This is a genomic window from Achromobacter insolitus (assembly GCF_002209555.1).
Lineage (GTDB): Bacteria > Pseudomonadota > Gammaproteobacteria > Burkholderiales > Burkholderiaceae_B > Achromobacter > Achromobacter insolitus.
This window is the reverse complement of the sequence record NZ_NJIF01000013.1, coordinates 133,792-148,567: the sequence shown is the minus strand read 5'-3', so window position 1 is coordinate 148,567 and position 14,776 is coordinate 133,792. Positions and strand designations below refer to the sequence as shown.

General features: G+C 63.9%; 9 protein-coding genes. 5 read left to right on the top strand and 4 right to left on the bottom strand.

From position 1 onward, the window contains the following. From CEY08_RS27650 to CEY08_RS27640, 3 genes are all read left to right on the top strand, one after another. Window positions 1-3,788: VCBS domain-containing protein (locus CEY08_RS27650; protein WP_088607851.1), on the top strand; the 3,788-nt coding region annotated here is incomplete at its 5' end. Between the two features lie 103 nt (window positions 3,789-3,891). Further along, complete coding sequence (locus CEY08_RS27645) at window positions 3,892-4,575, top strand: transglutaminase-like cysteine peptidase (protein ID WP_063639696.1); 684 nt, start codon at window positions 3,892-3,894, stop codon at window positions 4,573-4,575. Window positions 4,576-4,592: 17 nt separating this feature from the next. Continuing rightward, window positions 4,593-6,551 carry a bifunctional diguanylate cyclase/phosphodiesterase gene (locus CEY08_RS27640; protein ID WP_076817584.1) on the top strand — a complete coding sequence of 653 codons (1,959 nt, stop codon included), beginning with the start codon at window positions 4,593-4,595 and terminating at the stop codon, window positions 6,549-6,551. A gap of 29 nt (window positions 6,552-6,580) precedes the next feature. On the opposite strand, the gene CEY08_RS27635 is transcribed toward CEY08_RS27640, so the two are convergent. From CEY08_RS27635 to CEY08_RS27625, 3 genes are read right to left on the bottom strand one after another with little or no spacing between them, the layout of a single operon-like run. Then, window positions 6,581-7,420, bottom strand: coding sequence for a M48 family metallopeptidase (locus CEY08_RS27635; RefSeq protein ID WP_063639583.1), 840 nt, complete (start codon window positions 7,418-7,420; stop codon window positions 6,581-6,583). 37 nt (window positions 7,421-7,457) lie between these two features. Further along, on the bottom strand, window positions 7,458-8,528 hold the full coding sequence (aroC, locus tag CEY08_RS27630) for a chorismate synthase (RefSeq protein ID WP_042792882.1): 1,071 nt from the start codon (window positions 8,526-8,528) through the stop codon (window positions 7,458-7,460). A gap of 36 nt (window positions 8,529-8,564) precedes the next feature. Continuing rightward, window positions 8,565-9,947 (bottom strand): putative bifunctional diguanylate cyclase/phosphodiesterase, encoded by a 1,383-nt coding sequence (locus CEY08_RS27625; protein WP_042792881.1) that lies wholly within the window; start codon window positions 9,945-9,947, stop codon window positions 8,565-8,567. Window positions 9,948-10,461: 514 nt separating this feature from the next. On the opposite strand from CEY08_RS27625, the gene CEY08_RS27620 reads away from it, so the two are divergent. Further along, on the top strand, window positions 10,462-12,435 hold the full coding sequence (locus CEY08_RS27620) for a bifunctional diguanylate cyclase/phosphodiesterase (protein WP_076812419.1): 1,974 nt from the start codon (window positions 10,462-10,464) through the stop codon (window positions 12,433-12,435). 95 nt (window positions 12,436-12,530) lie between these two features. Continuing rightward, window positions 12,531-13,982 (top strand): sensor histidine kinase, encoded by a 1,452-nt coding sequence (locus tag CEY08_RS27615; RefSeq protein ID WP_232033747.1) that lies wholly within the window; start codon window positions 12,531-12,533, stop codon window positions 13,980-13,982. A gap of 15 nt (window positions 13,983-13,997) precedes the next feature. Here CEY08_RS27615 and CEY08_RS27610 read toward each other — a convergent pair whose 3' ends face one another. Next, a complete protein-coding gene (locus CEY08_RS27610; RefSeq protein ID WP_042792879.1) occupies window positions 13,998-14,717 on the bottom strand; it encodes a response regulator transcription factor in 720 nt (239 codons plus the stop codon). Between the last annotated feature and the right edge of the window lie 59 nt (window positions 14,718-14,776).

The following is a 14,776-nucleotide window of genomic DNA, read 5'->3' as shown; positions in this document are numbered from 1 at the left end:
CCACCGGCACCATCTCCTACTCCTACCAGGAGACGGGCGGCGCCGACGACCACACCGCGGGCGACGACTCCGTCAAGGACAACTTCACCGTCACCGTCACCGACGTGGCCGGCGTGTCCTCCAGCAACGACCTGGTCATCCAGATCCTCGACACGGCCCCGGTCGCCAACGACGACACGGCTGGCATTACCGAAGACACAATTGCTCCGATCACCGGCAACGTGCTGACCAACGACACGCTCGGCGCCGACGCGGCAACGGCCGTCCTCAACACCAGCGATGCCAAGTACGGTCAGCTCGTCGACAATGGCGACGGCACCTGGTCGTATCAGCTCAACAACAGCCTGGCCGCCGTGCAAGCCTTGAAGGCCGGGCAGCTGCTGACCGAAACGATCCGCTACACCGTTACCGATGCTGACGGCGACCTCAGTGAAGCCGTGCTGACCATCACGATCACTGGCACCAACGACATCCCCGTGGTGACCAATGACGCGAAGTCGGTCACTGAAGACGTGGGCGTGTCGGATGGCAAGCTCAGCGTGAACGGCGCGGTCACCATCAGCGACCCCGACGCCGGCGAGTCGACCTTCAACACGAACAGCCTCAAGTTCACCGGCAGCACGCACGCCGGCGGCCAGTTGGGCGCGGTCACCATCAACCCCGACGGCACGTACACCTATAAGGTGGACAATGCCGCCGTGCAGTTCCTGAAGGCCGGCCAGACCATCGTCGAGACCTACACGGTCGCGTCCGCTGACGGCACTGCCACCAGCACCATCACGATCACCATCAACGGCACCAACGACGTGCCGAAGGTGACCAATGATGCGAAGTCGGTCACCGAAGACGTGGGCGTGTCGGACGGCAAGCTCAGCGTGAATGGCGCGGTCACCATCAGCGACACCGATACCGGCGAGTCGACCTTCAACACGACCAGCCTCAAGTTCACCGGCAGCACGCACGCCGGCGGCCAGCTGGGCGCTGTGACCATCAACCCCGACGGCACATACACCTACAAGGTGGACAACGCCGCCGTGCAGTTCCTGAAGGCCGGCCAGACCATCGTCGAGACCTACACGGTCGCATCCGCCGATGGCTCCGCCACCAGCACCATCACCATTACCATCAACGGGACCAATGACCTGCCGGTGATCCAGGCCCAGACCAATCACGGCCTGGAAGACCAGACGGTGTCCGGTAACGTGCTCACGGGCTCCAGTGACACGGACAACGATGCACTGAGCGTCGCCGAATTCACCATCAATGGCACGAAGTATGCCGCTGGCGCCACGGCCAACATCGTGGGTGTCGGCTCGATCTTCATCAATGCCGATGGCAGCTATGTCTTCACGCCCAACGCCAACTGGAACGGTGTGGTGCCGCAAATCACCTACACCGTGACGGACGGCACGGGCCAGGTGTCTTCCTCGCTGGACATCGATGTCCTGCCGGTGAACGACGCGCCTGTGTCCCAGGATGGTTTCGGCCACGTGACCGAGGGCAAGGACTACGTGTTCGGCACGAAGGACTTCGCCTTCTCCGACCCGGTGGAAGGCCATTCGATGAAGTCGGTAATCATCGATTCCCTGCCTTCCGGTGGCACGCTGTACCTCAATGGCCAGGCTGTGACGCAAGGCCAGGAGATCAGCGCGGCGGATCTCGCCAGCGGCAAGCTGGTATATACGCCCAACGCCTCGAACGTTGGCGAGAACGCGGGCGCGTCCTTCCAGTTCCAGGTCAAGGACACCGGCGGCACTGCCAACGGCGGCCAGGACACGTCCAGCGATCAGACGTTCACGCTGCACGTCGACCAGTTCACCACTGGCAATAACGGCGACGAAACCGTGAAGGGCGGGTCCGGCGACGACGTATTGTTGGGCGACCAGGGCGGCATGATGAAGAACGTGACGCCGGGCGCCAGCTACAACATTGCGTTGGTGTTGGATCTGTCCGGTTCGATGGACTACTACTGGGGTAGTGGTTCCAGCCAGGAGCGGCGCATCGAGACCGCCAAGAAAGCTCTCAAGGCGCTGCTTGAGAATCAGTTGGCGACTCACGACGGTACTATCAACGTATCGCTAATCACCTTCGCGGATAGCAGCGCCAAGCTGCAGAAGGCTATCTCGGGCCTGAACCCCGACAATGTCGACGAAATGGTGGACATTCTGCTGGGCCTGAAGGCGGACGGCGGCACACCCTATGGCGCGGCGTTCCACGAAGCCAAGGACTGGTTCAACGGCCAGCCCACGGTTGATGCCAACGGCAAGCCGTACAAGAACCTGACGTACTTCCTGACGGACGGTGAACCCACCTCCGAAGGGTGGTGGGGCTATGACCGGGATGCCGAGTTCAACTCGCTGGCCGGTGTCAGCGATGTCCACGGCATTGGCATCGGCTCGGGTGTATCCACTTCCACGCTCAATAAGTACGACAACACCGGCGGCCGCTATACCTCCGGCGGCGAGGTTTACGCGAACTTCTCCGGAAACACGGGAGCGAACAATCCCGCCAACTGGCAGCAGGATGGAAACGGCACTGCCGTGAAGAACAGCAATGCGATGCGCCTCACCGACACGATGGCGGACGGTAAGGAATTCACCGTAACAATGAATGCCGCCAACAAGATGGTCGTGACCAGCGCCGGCGGCGCCACGTTCAGCTTCGACGCGAGCGTTGCCAACAAGGGAACCGGCGATACATTCAAGTGGGTGCTGCTGAAATGGAATGGCTCCGCCTGGGCACCGGTGGAGTCGGGCTCGGAAGCAAACACCCGCTCGAGCATCCATGGCCCCGGCGAGTATCTGTATCAGTTCGTCCTCAATGACAAGAGTTCCAGTAACAACGCGTTCCGTGTGGATATCGACAATATTCGCTCGTACACGTCGGGCCGTACCGACAACTCGCAAGTGGTGTTGAGTCCGTCGGACCTGGAGTCGGCGCTGGCCGGTGGCAGCACGACTACCGAACTGGCGCCTGTCGGCAACGACAATATCTTCGGCGGCGATGGCAATGACATCCTTTTCGGCGACACGATCAATACCGATCAGTTGCCTTGGGGCGTGAACGGCAATCCCGCCAAGCCGGCCGACCTGGGTGACGGCGCTGGACTGGATGGCCTGAAGCAGTTCCTGCTGCTGAAGAACGGCGTGCAGCCCACAGACGCGGACCTGCATAAGTTCATCCTGGACAATCACTCGATCTTCGACGTGCAGGGCGATACGCGCGGCGGCAATGATGAATTGCACGGCGGCAACGGCAACGACATCATCTACGGCCAGGGCGGCAACGACACTCTGTACGGCGATGCAGGCAATGACACGTTGTACGGTGGCACCGGTAACGACACGCTGTATGGCGGCGACGGCAATGACGTCCTGATCGGCGGCCAGGGCAATGACATCCTGGTCGGCGGCGCAGGCAGCGACACGTTCAAGTGGGAACTCAACGACCAGGGCACCACCAGCGCCCCGGCCATCGACACGATCAAGGACTTCTCGAAGGCCTCGGTCGCCGATGGCGGCGACGTCCTGGACCTGAAGGACCTGCTCGTGGGCGAGAACGACGGCAACCTGTCGCAGTACCTGAACTTCAAGCAGGATCCGGCCAACTCCAACAACACGCTCGTCGAGATCAACACCCAGGGCAAGCTTGGCACCCAGGGCGCGGATCAGAAGATCGTGCTGGAGAACGTCGACCTCACGCACGACGCCAACGGCCAGGTCATGAACAACCAAGCCATCATCAATGACCTGCTGCAGAAGGGGAAGCTGAACGTCGACCACAGCTAAGCGCTAGCAAACAGGGGAAGGGTTCGTCGAGCCCTTCCCCCGGACGTCTCATTTTTTTGGACTTTTCAACAGAAACGTTCAGAAACATGTGAAAATCCGGTTCATGCCATCGACCCGCCGTTACCCAAGCGTGCTGAAGCTGTGCCGATTGGCTTTGCTATGCCTGGCTTGCGGCTGGAGCGGAAGTTCCGCCCTGGAAGTGAACGCCGACCGGCTGCAAAGCCTGTCGGCCAGCCGCTATGGCGCGAAAGGATCCAAAGCGGTGTCGGAATGGCTGCAACTGATGCGCAGCCCTGCTCCCGCGCCGGAAAGAGGCGCGCTCACGCAGGCCAATGATTTCTGGAACCGCTCGTTGATGTCCGGCGAGGACATCACCATATGGAAGCAGGCCGATTACTGGGCCACGCCACTGGAATCGCTGGGCAGAGGCGCAGGAGACTGCGAAGACTACGTCATCGGCAAGTATTTCACGCTGCTGGCGCTGGGCGTCCCGGCCAATAAGTTGCGTTTCATCTATGTTCGCGCTCGTATCGGCGGAGCTGCCAGCAGCACCCAGATCGCCCACATGGTGTTGGGCTACTACGAAACCCCGAACGCCGTGCCACTCGTGCTGGACAACCTGATCTCGACCATTTTGCCCGCCACGCAGCGTCGCGACCTGACGCCGGTGTTCAGTTTCAATGCCGACGGCGTCTACGTGGACGGCAAACCCGCCGCGCCGGTTGACCGCCTCAGCCGCTGGCGTGATCTACTTCAACGCATGGAACGGGAAGGCGTGCGCCCCTGATGTTCGGAAACAAGACTATGTCCATACTTCGACAGCTATTGCTCAGCGTTACCCTTGCCATCGGCGTCATCCTGCTGGGCACGCTGGCGCTCAGCGTAAATGCCGCCAGGGAGTACCTGTCCGGGCAATTGCAGGTACAGAGCACCGACGCTGCCGTGTCGCTTGCATTGTCGCTCTCGCAACCCGCCAACAATGATCCGGTCGTACAGGAATTGCTGGTATCGGCGCTCTACGACGGCGGGCATTTCTCGCTGGTACGCTTGAGCGACCCTGAAGGCAAAGTCCTGATCGAACGGAAGTCCACCGCGACCGCGGCGTCCGTTCCCGCCTGGTTCCAGGCCCTGGCCCCCCTGACCGCGCAATCGGCCAGTCACGCCGTTAGCGATGGCTGGCGCCAGATCGGCGAAGTCACGCTGATCGCCAACGACGCCTATGCCTGGGAAGCCCTGTGGCGCAGCAGCCTGAAGATGATCGCCCTGGTGGTGGGCGCTGGCATCCTGTGGGCGGTATTCGCCTTCATGCTGGTGGGTTGGATCAAAAATCGCCTGCTGCGTGAAATCAGCGACCACGTGCGCAGCATTGGCCAGGAATCCCCGACGGAACAGGTCGAGGCGCGCGTGCCCGAACTGTCGGGAGTGGTGCAAGCGCTGAACCAGACTCGCGAACGCATCCACGCCAGCGTCGAAGAACAGAACGCCAAGATCGAATCGCTGGAGCTGGAACTGAACCAGGACCCGGTCACCGGCCTGCCAAACCGGAAGTACTTCGTCAACGAGTTCCGCCGCGCGCTCGAAGCTCCGGCCATTCCGACGGGACGCGGCATCGATGGCGGTCATGTCCTGGTGTTCCGCCAGCGCGACCTGGCGGACCTGAACCGTCACATGCCGCGCGAGTTCATCGACCAGTGGCTGCGCACGGCGTGCGAGCGCATCCGCGGCACCCTCAAGAGCATGCACGTGGCCTCCCCATTGCTGGCCCGCTTGAACGGATCGGATTTCGCGCTGCTGCTGCCCGGTTGCGCGGCGCCCCAGGCCATGATGGTCGCGGAACAGGTGCGTGCCGATCTGCACGCTTCGCGCATCCCCGTGGGTGAAGGACATCTGTGCCGCTGGGCACAGGCCATGACCGACTACGGCCACGGCAGCCAGGCGGGGCCCGTGCTCGCGCGCCTGGACTTCGGGCTGATGCGAGCGGAAAGCGCCGGCAACGACCAGGTCGTGATCGCTGGAGCCACCGACATGCAATCGCCTTCGGAATCCGGCGAACGCGCCTGGAAGGACGCCATTCTGTCCGCGCTGGAGGACCACCGTTTCGAACTGGCCACGGAAAGCCTGCAAGCCACCGACGGCAGCCCTGTCCGGACCGAGGCCATGCTGATGCTGCGCACTGCCGCCGATCAGGTACCGATACCGGCAACGCTGTTCATTCCGCCCGCCGTGCGCCTGGATTTGGTCGCCGATTGCGATCTGGAAGCCGTGAGCCTGGGGCTGGATTGGCTGGCTGCCAACCCCGGGGAACTGGCGGTGCGGGTGGCCCTGCCCTCGTTGCGCGGCCAGAAGTTCTTCCGCCAATTGGCCTTGCTGCTCACGGAACACCGGCCGCTGGCGCGCCGCCTGTACCTGGAGATCGACGCGCACGGCTTGGTGGAATGCCACGAGCAGATCGCCACGCTGGCCCGCGTCGCCTCGGAATTCGGCGCGCATATCGGCGTGCGGCGGCTGGCGCAGCAGTTCGGCGCGGTGGCGCAATTGCACACGCTGCCCTTGTCGTATGTGAAGCTGGGCGGTGGCTTCGTGGGCGGCATGTCCCAAAGCCCAGGCAGCCAGCAACTGACGGCATCCGTGCTGGAAACCGCGCGCGGCTTGAATATCGCGGTCTATGCGGAAGACGTGCCGGACGCCGAAACGCAGCGCATCCTGGCCAGACTGGGCATCGGCGTCATGCGCGGCCCCGGCGTCAAGACTGCCGCGGCATAAACCGGGCCGCTGGGGCCGCCAAAGCGGCCTCAGCGAGCGGCTTTACCCTTGGACTGTTCGTACAGCGGCAGCACTTGCTGCGCAGCGGCCTGCAGATCGCTGATGCGTGATGCGGCCGACGGGTGGGTCGACAGGATTTCGGGCGGCGCGCTGCCCTGGTCGGCAGCGCCCATCTTCTGCCACAGCGTCACGGCGGCGCGCGGATCATAGCCGGCCCTGGCCGCCAGCTCCACGCCCATGCGGTCGGCTTCCGTTTCGTGCGTGCGGCTATTGGGCAGCGTGAACATCACGCTGGTGAACTGTTCGCCCAGATCGGAAGCTGCGGAAGACCCCGTAGCGATCGCGAGGACCGACAACCCCAGATTGGTGGCCATCTGCTGGGATACGCGTTCGCGCGCATGCTCACGCAAGGCGTGCGAGATCTCGTGCCCCAGCACCGCCGCCAGCTCGTCGTCCGTGGGCTTGATCTTGGAGAGCAGGCCCGTATAGACGGCGATCTTGCCACCCGGCATGCACCAGGCGTTGATTTCGTTACTGGACAGCACGTGCACTTCCCATTTCCAGCTGGCGGCGTCCGGCCGGAACACACCGGCCTGCGCGATCAACCGCTGGGAAATCGCGCGAACGCGCGCCACCTGCTGGGGGTCGCGGTCCAACAGCCCCTTGGCTTGCGCCTGCTTCAGGATGTCCGCGTACTGCTGGGTCGCTTCCTGCTCCAACGCCTGCGAAGGCACCATGCTGGACATGTACTGGGTCCGATTGACGCCTATGGCGCCGGACTGCGTGGTATTCATGCCCGTGCAGCCAGCCAGGGCCGCCAGCGCGAGCGCAGCGCCCGCATTGCGCAGCAAATGACGTTTCCGTTTCATGGCGTGCCCCCAGTCGATTTAGAAGAACGACAGCGTATCAGACTACCGGATCACCGCACTGGCCGCGATGGCGCAGGGCATGGTCGATCAAGACCAGCGCGAGCATCGCTTCGGCGATGGGCGTGGCGCGGATGCCGACGCAAGGATCGTGGCGGCCCAGCGTCTGCACCATAACGGGGTCGTTGGCGCGGTTCACGGAACGACGTTCGACGCGAATGCTGGAAGTCGGTTTGATGGCGAGCGACACCGTCACGGGCTGCCCGGTGGAAATGCCGCCGAGCACCCCGCCCGCGTTGTTGGTCAGGAAGCCGTCCGGCGTAAGCTCATCGCCGTGCTCCGAGCCGCGTTGCGCAACGCTGTCGAAACCCGCGCCGATCGACACGCCCTTCACGGCGTTCAGACCCATCATCACATGCGCGATGTCCGCATCCAGACGATCGTAGATCGGCTCGCCCCAGCCAGCAGGCAGGTTCTCGGCGATGACTTCGATCCGGGCGCCGACGGAGTCGCCATCCCTGCGCAACTGGTCCATGTAGGCTTCCAGCTCCGGCACGATCCCGGCGTTGGGCGCGTAGAACGGATTATTGGGGACGTCGTCCCAGGTCACGAAGGGAATGGGGATAGGACCAAGCTGGCTCATGTAGCCGCGCACTTTGACGCCGTACTGCTCTGCCAACCATTTCTTGGCGATGGCGCCCGCGGCGACAGTGGGCGCGGTCAGGCGCGCCGACGACCGGCCGCCCCCGCGCGGATCGCGCACGCCGAATTTGCGCCAATAGGCGTAATCGGCATGACCCGGACGGAACGTATCGGCAATGTTGGAATAGTCCTTGCTACGCGCATCCGTGTTGCGGATGAGCAGGCCGATCGGCGTACCCGTGGTCACGCCCTCGAATACGCCCGACAGGATTTCGACCTGGTCCGCTTCTTGGCGCTGCGTGACGTGGCGGGAGGTGCCAGGACGCCGGCGGTCCAGTTCAAGCTGGATGTCGGAAGCGTCCAGCGACAGCCCCGGAGGACAGCCGTCCACGACACAACCGATGGCCGGCCCGTGGGATTCGCCGAAATTGGTAACGGTAAAGAGGGTACCTAGGGTATTGCCGGGCATAGGGAGTCAACAGGTCGGATTTGCAAGCAACCCCGATTATGACACCGCCGAGGCCAAAGCCTGGATTTCCGATGCCGGCGCCGGGCGCCCCAACAGGAAACCCTGCATCACCCGGCAACCCAGGGACTTGAGGATCTCGCGCTGCCCCTCGGTTTCGACACCCTCCGCAACCACCGGCAGGTGCATCGCCTGGCACAGCCCGAACAAGGCCGAGACGACTTCGCGGCTGCCTGCGTCGGACTCCAGCGCGGAAATGAAGCTGCGGTCGATCTTGACCCAATCGATGGGCAGACGGCGCAAGTGGTTCAGGCTGGAATAACCGCAGCCGAAGTCATCCAGCGCCACGCCTATGCCCATCGCCCGCAGCGTGTTCAGGATTTTCACGTGCCGTTCGTAGTGCAGGATAAAGAGGGATTCCGTGATTTCCAGCACCAGCTTACGAGGCGCCAGGCGCGCGGCTGCCAGCGCATTCGACACGAGTTCGACAAGACCGTCCTCGTTCATCTGCTTGACCGACAGGTTCACGTGCACACGCCAGCTTGCCGGCCAGAGCGCCGCCTGCATGCAGGCCTTTTCGAGGATCCAGGCGCCAAGCGGCACGATCAGCCCGCTGCGTTCGGCCAATTCGATTGTCACGGCGGGCGAGACGCTGCCAAGCACGGGATGATGCCAACGCAGCAGCGCTTCGCACCCCTGCACCATGCCGGTGCCGCTGTCACAGACCGGCTGGTAATACAGTTCGAACTGCTCCATGGCCGGCGTCGTCAGCGCCAGCCGAAGGTCGTTTTCCAGCCCTTGCTGGTCGCGCTGGCGTGCCAGCATCCTGAAGTCGAACAGATTCCAGCCCGGCCCGCCACGTTCCTTCAGCGGCAATAGGGCCACCTGCACGCAACGCTGCAATTCTTCCACGCTGCGGCCGTGCTCGGGGTACAAGGCCGCCCCAACCCGGAACATCGCCATCAGCGGGCGCCCGCCCAGTTCATAGGGCACGCTCAATGCTTCCAGCAGCTTGGCGGACACTTGGGCCGCGCCCGCTTCATCCACGTCGGGCGCGCAGACGGTGAACGCATCCGCCCCCGTGCGTGCCACCATGCCGCCCATGGAGCGGCAGATCAGGCGCAGGCGGTCGGACACCTGCAGCAGCAGGTGCTGGTCTTCGCCCGCGCGCAACATGGCGCTGATCTCGGCATATTGCTCGAAGCTCACCAGGAAGAAAGCGCCGCGGGCCGTTCGGCCTTCGGCATTGTTCAGCCAGGCGCGCGCGCGCCGGTGCAGTTCCTGCTGGCTCAGGGCACCGGTCAATTCATCGCGCGTCAGGCGTTGACGCAACCGACGTTCCCTGCGCACGAAGACCAAGCACATCGCCACAAGTGCGCCCGCAAGCGTCAGGCACAGTGCGAGCAGGTAACTCTCACGCACGGAGCCCCCTATCCATAAGCCCCTGGCGTTGCGGTTCGGAATGGAACCCAAGGGCTGTAACATTTTTTAAAATATGCATTATTTTCGCAAAAACGCCACACACTTCAGAGGCAACGCACCTCTTTTCCCTGTATTCCTACGGTTTCTCTGGTTGTTCACGGAGGGTTCGGACGGACCATGTAAGGCTTGGGCCGGCCCCTATTGCGCCATGCTCGCCCTACTACTACGACAGCCGCACCCGAAAAATTAATACACCGTGTCTCGATAGTTGTCATTCAAAAACCGACAGCATCGAAATAATTGCACAGCTTGTCCCCTCCTGGCACGAATTTAGTAATATTCGGTACCTTCTGTGACATGTAGAATTGCTGTGCCACTGATGTATTAGTGGCTCGTGTCACCCTTCGTACCCAGGCTTTTATTGCGCCGGTCACGATCCGACGCCGTTCCAACCGGACACCTGGCAGTCCTCAGTTCAGGCCGCTCAGCGGCCAGGAAGGGAACCTCCACATACATGTCCACATTCCGCCGGCTACTCGTCTTCACCACCATCCTGATCGGCCTCGTTCTGCTCGGCGCGCAGGCGGTGGGGATGTTGGCTGCGCACCGCTATCTCAGCGCGCAACTGGCACAGCAAAGCACTGACGGCGCCAACGCGCTGGCCTGGGCCTTGTCGCATGCCGCGGGCGGCCCTGGAGAGCGGATGGCGCTGGCAGATCAAATGTTCGCGCGAGGCGGTTACGCGCTGGTGCGCATCACGGACGACCACAGCTCCTCCATCATCGAACGGCAAACGCCGCCGACCGATTCCCAGTCCCGGGAACACGATTGGCGCGATGTCTGGCTGAGCATGGAAGCGCCCGCCGTTTCGCTTTCATATGCAAGCCCGGACGGCACCCTGCGTGGCACCGTCACGGTACAGGCCGATTCACGCGCAGCTCGCAATACGCTGTGGCAAGGCGGCGTGCGGGTCTTGGGGCTGGTACTGGCTGCGGGGCTGTTGTGGGTCCTGTTTTCGGTGAACCTGGCGCGACGAATGGAAGCTCGCACCTCGCGCGATATCTGCGAACGCGTGCGCGCGCTGGCCCCGGGAAACCGCAATGCGCTGAGCGGAGGGTGCGAACTGGCAGGCGTTGATCAGGCGCTGGTCGACGCACAGCGCATGGTTGCCGCTACCGTCCAGGAACAGAATGCCCGGATCGAATCTCTGCAAAGCGAGATCTACCGGGATCCCATTACCCGCCTGCACAACCGCAAGTATTTCATCGACCAGTTCAGGTCGGCTCTGGCGGACAAAGACCCGGAAGCCGGCGGCCACCTGCTGATGTTCCGCCAACGCGACCTGGCGCAGATCAATCGGCATCTCTCGCGGGCCTTCACGGACCAGTGGCTGCGTTCGTCCTCCGACCGCCTGCGCAAGCTGGTCGCCGAATTTGGCGGCCCTGCGGCCATACTCGCGCGCATCAGCGGTTCCGACTTTGCGCTGCTCTTGCCTCGCACCTCGGCCCCGCAGGCCAGCCTGCTGGCCGAGCGGGTCCGGCGCGAACTGCGCTCCTTGCGCGTGCCCATGGACAAGCACGAGTCCTGCCGCTGGGCACTGGCGCTCGCCGCCTACGCGCCAGGCGACAGCATGAGCGACACGCTGGCGCGACTGGACCACGCCCTGATGTGCGCCGAGAGCGCCGACGACGATCAGATCGCCCAAGCCAGCCGCGCGCCCGACAGCACCCACATCGGGGAGTACAGCTGGCACGACGCCCTGGTCACCGCGCTGGAACAACACAGGTTCTCCTTGTCCGTGCAGCCCCTGCATGACATGTCCGGCGCGCTGTTGCACCAGGAGGCCAGCCTTACCCTGCACGACACCACGGGCGCCGACCCCGTGCCGGCCTCCATCTTCATGCCTGCAGCCGTGCGGCTCGGCCTCTCCACCGAATGCGACATACAGGCCATTCGCCTGGGGCTGGACTGGCTGTTCGCGCGTCCTGGCGCGCTGGCAGTGCCGATCTCGCTCCCCTCCATCACCCAGCCATCGTTCCAATCGCGGCTGCAACGCATGCTGGCGGACCGCCCAGCCCTGAGCGCCCGCCTGATCGTGGAAGTCGACGCGGCCGCGCTGGCCGTGCAAGGAACGGAGCTGCGGCAGCTGTGCGACATTGTCGTGGCCGCCGGCGCCAGGGTCGGCGTGAGCCGGCTGTCGTACCAGTTCGGGGCCATCGAGCATCTGCACGAGTTTCCCCTGTCCTACCTCAAACTGTGCGGCGGCTTCATCACCGGCCTGCTCCACAGCCCGGGTAGCCAACATCTTGCGGCGACGGTCGTCGCAACCGCCGCGGCGCTTGGCATCGCCGTCTATGCGGAAGACGTGCCCGACATCGCCACGCAGAACGTGCTGGCGGGCATCGGTGTCCACGCCATGCGCGGGCCTGTCGTAAACTCCGCCCAGACGCAAGACCTCGTTCCTGATCATCCATGGGTTTCCAGTTGACGGAAGGCATGCTGCTTCGCATCTGTTGGCTTCTTCGCATCCGCAGGCCTTTGCGCCCGCGCCGCGCCGATGACGCGCCCGCGGCGCGGCCAGCCATGTTGCCCCGCCTGGGAGCCTTGCTGTGCGCCCTGCTCGGCTCCAATGCGGCCTTGGCCTACAACCTGGACGTCTCATACGAAGACTTGCACCTGGGCTTGACGGCCGGTGTCGCCATAGCCTGCGGCACCGCCTGTGCCGTTGCCTGGGCAGCCACCCGCAATGCCATCTACGGCGCCGGACTGGCCTTCATGCTGCTGGAAGGCGTATTCCGCTCCATGCCTGCACTGCTGCCGCCGGCGGCGTTGCAAGCCGGCTCCTATGCGGCCTTGCTGGCCCTGACCACGCCCATGCTCTCGGCCGCGTCCGCGACCAAACTGGCAACAGCCACCCGCTGGTCCAGCGTGGCGCTGACGATAGCGGCGGTGCTGGCGCTGATCATCGCCTACGACCCCGGCAACGGCATTGTGTCCACCGTCATTGCCGGCGCGTGCGCCATCGCGAGCCTGCCACTGGCTGTCTGGTTTCTGGTCCGCGCCGCAGGCAAGACACCCGCGCGCGCCTCCTCGCTGGCCTTGGCCTGTGCGTACATCGTTTCCACCTGGCTGCTGGGCCACGATGCCTGGCTGATGGGCGGCGGCGCGGCCGCGGGCACGCTCGCCGAACTGGCCCGGCTGCTGCTGGTGGCAAGCGCCCTGCTCTTGCTGGCGATCGGCCAACAAGCCCATGCGCAGAAGGGCTCGAAGCGCGCGGGCCATGAGCATAGCGACGCGGAGCACCTCGCACAGGGAGAACTCAGGCTGGCCGAACTGGCGGGCGCGCTCGACACGCAGCGCCAAATGAACGCGCTGATCTCGCACGAACTGCGCGCGCCGCTGGCCACGGTCAGCGCGGCAGCCCAGTCCCTCGACATGATTCTTGCCGAAAGCGGCGAAGCCGTGGACAACCGCCTCGCGCGCATCCATCGCTCGGTCGCCCGCATGACCGAACTCATGGACCAATTGTTGAACCAGGACCGGCTGGGTGAACAGGCGTGGACGCCTCGTGGCGAACAGACCGACATGGCGGATCTCGTGCGCGATGTCGTCACCGCGATGCAACCGGATACCGCGCACGCGCTGATGTTGCAGGCCGGGGACTCCCTGCCCGTCTACTGCGATCGCCCCCTGACCAGCGTGGTCGTGCGCAACCTGATCCACAATGCCATCAAGTATTCGCCGGCCAACGAACCTGTCCGCATAGAAACCGGCCATACGCGGGTCGGGGCCATTCCCATGGCTTGGGTAGCTGTCATCGACCGCGGCCCGGGGATAGGCACGGAGGAGCAGGCCAAGATTTTCGAACCGCATTTCCGGCGCTCGGCGCATCGGGAAACGCAAGGCATGGGCATCGGCCTGTACCTGGCCCGGCGCATCTGCCAGAACCAGGGCGGCTCGCTGACCATGGAAAGCGAGGTCGGCGTCGGCACGCGCTTCGTCGTGACCTTGCCGTCCAGCGCGCCGGCGGCTTGACCGCCATCACGAGATTCAGGCGGCGAACACGTAACCCTGACCGCGCACCGACAGCACGGGCAATTTCAGGCCCGCGCTTTGCGCCTTGGCGCGCAAACGACTGACCAGCACGTCGATGCGGCGCAATTCGAAGCCGCCCGGGCTGTCCGGCAAAAACAACTCCGCCAGCACTTGGCGGCTGACTGCGCTGCCGGCAGCATCCATGAGGGCAATCAGGAAAGTCCGTTCCTGGGCGCTGAGGTGCAGCGAAGCGCCGTCTGGGGCAACCAGGATCCAGCCGCCATCCTGCAGGGACCACGAAGTATCGGCGGAGGCGCGCGTTTCCGAATCCGCGGGGCGCGGCGCCTTGGCCAGACGCATCCGGCGGGCCAGGCTGCGGATGACCGAACTTAGCTCCAGCAGATCCACCGGCTTGGTCATATAGACATCGGCGCCCCCCTCGAGGCCGCGCACCCGGTCTTCCAGCGCACTACGACCCGTCAGCATGACAATGCCAACCGGACTGAGCGCGCGCAAACGGGTCGCCACGGAGAAACCGTCTTCTCCAGGCAGATGGGCGTCAAGAATGACAATATCGCAGGGCTGCTCCTGCAACCGGCGATAAAACGCCGCGGCATTATCACAGGCAAATGCCACGCGGAAACCATAGCCACCCAAGCCTAACGCCAACTCCTCCCGGAAGTCGGCGTCATCCTCAAGCAGACCGATACACAGCAAACCATCTGCGCCAGCCATATTTAGAGTGCTTTATTTTGAAGATTATCGACAAATGCCCCGCGACGCAGAGTCCCGGG